The following is a 3,149-nucleotide window of genomic DNA, read 5'->3' on the forward strand; positions in this document are numbered from 1 at the left end:
GCAGAGGAGGCCTTCTATGCAAACTTGAACGCGGTCGAAAAAGTAGCCTAATCATTGAACCAGAAACTCTCCGGTAAACCCGGGGCGGTTCACACGTGCGGGGATCCAAAATCCGAACGACCGCGCCATGCAGTTGGGTTGTATCTTGGTCATAGACTTCATTCTCCGGCCGCTCGCACATTGCGTTGATCAACAACCCCAAGCCGTCTGCTGCAATCGTAAGAGTGTCGCCTGCGCCGACGTTATCATGGTTGGTGATGCGTCCATCTCGGGCGACTTCTACAAGGTCGCTTGCTGCGCCTTGGAATTGCGCGGCTGCTGAAAGCACTTTTTCCGTGTCATAATCTCCGTCAGTAGGGTGCCGCCTCTGAGCGGCGGTTTCGGTGTGATGGATCACTGCCCGGCCCGAACGGCGGGGCAGTGTCGCGTTTCAGTCGAATGGGATTTCCTCCTGCGAGGGCAGAGGGTCGGCGTCGTCTTCTTCCACGGGCCAGCCCGAAGAGGGCAGGGGATCAACGCCGGATGTTTCAATGACGTGGCGTGTGTCGCGGTGCCTTAGCTGGCCGAAATCGGTCGTATAGGTTTCGCGCATCTCGACACTGTAGCGGTGCGGGATATCCGGATCGGGCGTGAGGCAATATTGCTTTTTCGAGCCGCCCCGGCGCAGCCACATCGCGCAGGTCTCTTGGTTTCGCAGATACTCGATGCCCACAAGAAAATTGCGCTTGTCGGCGGCGGTAAGGTGCCGCCCCTCGATGTGCCTGACCAAGCGTTTCATGCTACATCCTCCTGCTGAATGATCTTGCCTGCCGTTCCGATGAACCGCCCGCCAGATCTGCTGGTCCAGCCCATCAGCAAAATGGTGCTGGGCGTCATCAGGTGAGGAAAGAGCGTTGCTTCGCCTTTGTCGTCGCAAACAAATGTCCAGCCTCCGGTTCCGTGATCATCGCGGTAGCGGATCGCCTCTTCCTGATTGTCAAAAAAGTGGATGCTGCGGCGGCTGCTATAGGGCGCATCTTCCGAGATGGTCGATGCCTCTGCTGCCCCAAGCTGGCGGTCCAACTCCGCCGCGCGCCATTTCGGAAAGGCGCGGGCCATATCGCCAAGGGTTTTGCAGCGATTGAAGATCGCCTGCTCTGTAGGGAGAAGGCAAGCTTAGTGCATGCGGCGAAACCTTCACACATCGGCAACGAGAGGTAAAACCAACTGGCAAAATTTTTTCCATTACAGTGCTGCCATGATTTCTCATTTAGGGCGGCAGCAACACTTACGACAGCGTACCGGCCCCGTACCGCTGGACGTCCATTTGCCAACAGGCCCTGCTGCCATCCTCGACGGCAAAAGACCGTGAAACCAAATTCCCGGACTTGCCGATACCATCTGCGGCGCGTTCGCGGCTTGGGTCGTAGAGAAGATCGACTCAACCGGTGGTGGCGCATTATTCGCCACTCGATACCGCAGTTTTGAAGGCTTGTGATGCTGAAGGGCGATGACCGTTATCGGCAGGAAAAACGCTCAGGCTGCTAGGGAATCGCTTTGGCTGCGCCAGCCGACGATCCTGAAAGCACCGCGGTAGGGAGGATTGTTGACCCGGACGTGCGGCATAAAGCGTGGGTACTCCGATGCGCAACGGCCACACCTCTCAGGAATCCAAAACTTTTCACGTGCCGCGTCAGGAAGGTGAAGTCAGCTAAACCAAAAGATTTTGCGGCGTCTCAGCTTGTTGGTTTGGCGAAATCTCCCACAAACAACCTCCGCGCCGACAACGCCGAGAAATACGCCTTTCACCATAGCGTTAGAGACATGTGTCACTCACGTCTTTGTGATGTTTTCGCCATGAGTTGCGTTGATTTTTCCCGAATTCAGACGGGCGTCGCCCGATCTGCATCGGCGTCTTCATCTCCGAACGTATCCAAACGGGTAGTTTTTTACCCGATTGTTCCCCTTGATCCGTGTACGGAGAGAATGCTTTAACGCTTTCTTAACGAGTGAATGCCGCAGATTTTTTCTGCCTATAGTTGTGTGAGTATGGCCATGCCTAAATCTGCCTTCGGCTTCCTGCTGTTTGTTGCGTCGTTGCTGGTATTTGGACATGCTGCACAAGCTCAGCAACGATGGATGTTCAACCCCAGCTTTGAGAGGTTCTCCAACGGGACCACTATCTATGAGGGTTGGCCTGTCGCGGAAGTACCGCCGAGCACTTACGTCATTGCGTCCGATGACTACTTTGCCGGCTGGAAGTCAACAAACGGGCAAATCGAAGCATGGGCCAGCGGCTTTCAGGGTGTACCTGCCAATGACCGTGATTATTTTGTAGAGTTGAACCCGTCAGAACCTGTCGGACTTTATCAGGAAGTCTGCCTATTCAACGGTGAAGAGTTGTCTTGGCTCTTTTACCATCGCGCCCGCAATAACACTGAGGCAGATGATCCTCAGACAGCGCTTTACGAGGTAACGGACCTCAACGGTAATCTCGTACAGTCTTTGGCCTCGCAGACCACATTTCAGGACACGAATACATGGGTCCGGAACGCAGGCGCTACTACTTACACAGGCCCGACGGGCTTTCACCGTCTGCAGTTCCGTTCGAATTCGAATGACTCACGCGGTAACTTTCTGGACAGCATCAGGATTAGGCTGCTTCCGGTCGTTTCGTTCAGAGACAATTCGCCGACATCCGGACCAGAAACGTCGTCTGCGAATGTGCCGCAGGTCGTCGTTTTCGGCGAAGTGCTTACACCCTTTACTGTCGAGATTCAGGTGACCGGCGGCACCGCGACCGAGGGGGTGGATTACGACCTGACCTCGACAACCGTGACGATCCCACCAGGAGAGTATGACGGGAACGACGCCGCGTCCTTCTTTTCGGTTCCTTTGACAATTTACACCGACGCCATCTCCGAACCTGACGAGACAATAGAATTGTCTTTGGGCGCCATCACTGCGGCAACGGATGCCGCGTTTGGGCAGAATGACTGTACCCCAGGTCTTACCCAGGCTCAGCACATCATCGAGGACGTGCCTCCGCCGGTGGCCGAAGACGATGATCTTGGCCCGGTCAACGGTCTGAGCGGTGGCGACACGGGCTCTGTTCTGGGCAATGACAGCCTGGACGGTGCGGCGCTTGCGGTGGACGGGTCCGGGGTTCC

At 55.9% G+C, this 3,149-nt stretch carries 3 protein-coding genes; 1 reads left to right on the top strand and 2 read right to left on the bottom strand.

Annotated elements, in window-relative coordinates; genetic code table 11:
• Window positions 1-430: 430 nt before the first annotated feature.
• Entirely contained in the window at window positions 431-778 is a 348-nt protein-coding gene (locus tag EDD52_RS23390; protein WP_132249005.1) for a hypothetical protein, read from the bottom strand.
• Window positions 775-1,098, bottom strand: coding sequence for a hypothetical protein (locus EDD52_RS23395; protein WP_132249006.1), 324 nt, complete (start codon window positions 1,096-1,098; stop codon window positions 775-777). Before EDD52_RS23395 ends, EDD52_RS23390 begins: the two co-directional genes overlap by 4 nt.
• A gap of 936 nt (window positions 1,099-2,034) precedes the next feature.
• Here EDD52_RS23395 and EDD52_RS23400 point away from each other — a divergent pair.
• Window positions 2,035-3,149, top strand: a 1,115-nt coding sequence (locus EDD52_RS23400) for a hypothetical protein (RefSeq protein WP_207906091.1), incomplete at its 3' end; no start/stop codon positions are given.

Origin of the sequence: Primorskyibacter sedentarius (genome assembly GCF_004342065.1) — a bacterium.
Taxonomy (GTDB): domain Bacteria; phylum Pseudomonadota; class Alphaproteobacteria; order Rhodobacterales; family Rhodobacteraceae; genus Primorskyibacter; species Primorskyibacter sedentarius.

Bases quoted from the DNA above. Each gene is read 5' to 3' on its own strand.
- EDD52_RS23390 (WP_132249005.1), bottom strand. From the start codon at position 778: ATGAAACGCTTGGTCAGGCACATCGAGGGGCGGCACCTTACCGCCGCC.
- EDD52_RS23395 (WP_132249006.1), bottom strand. From the start codon at position 1,098: ATGGCCCGCGCCTTTCCGAAATGGCGCGCGGCGGAGTTGGACCGCCAG.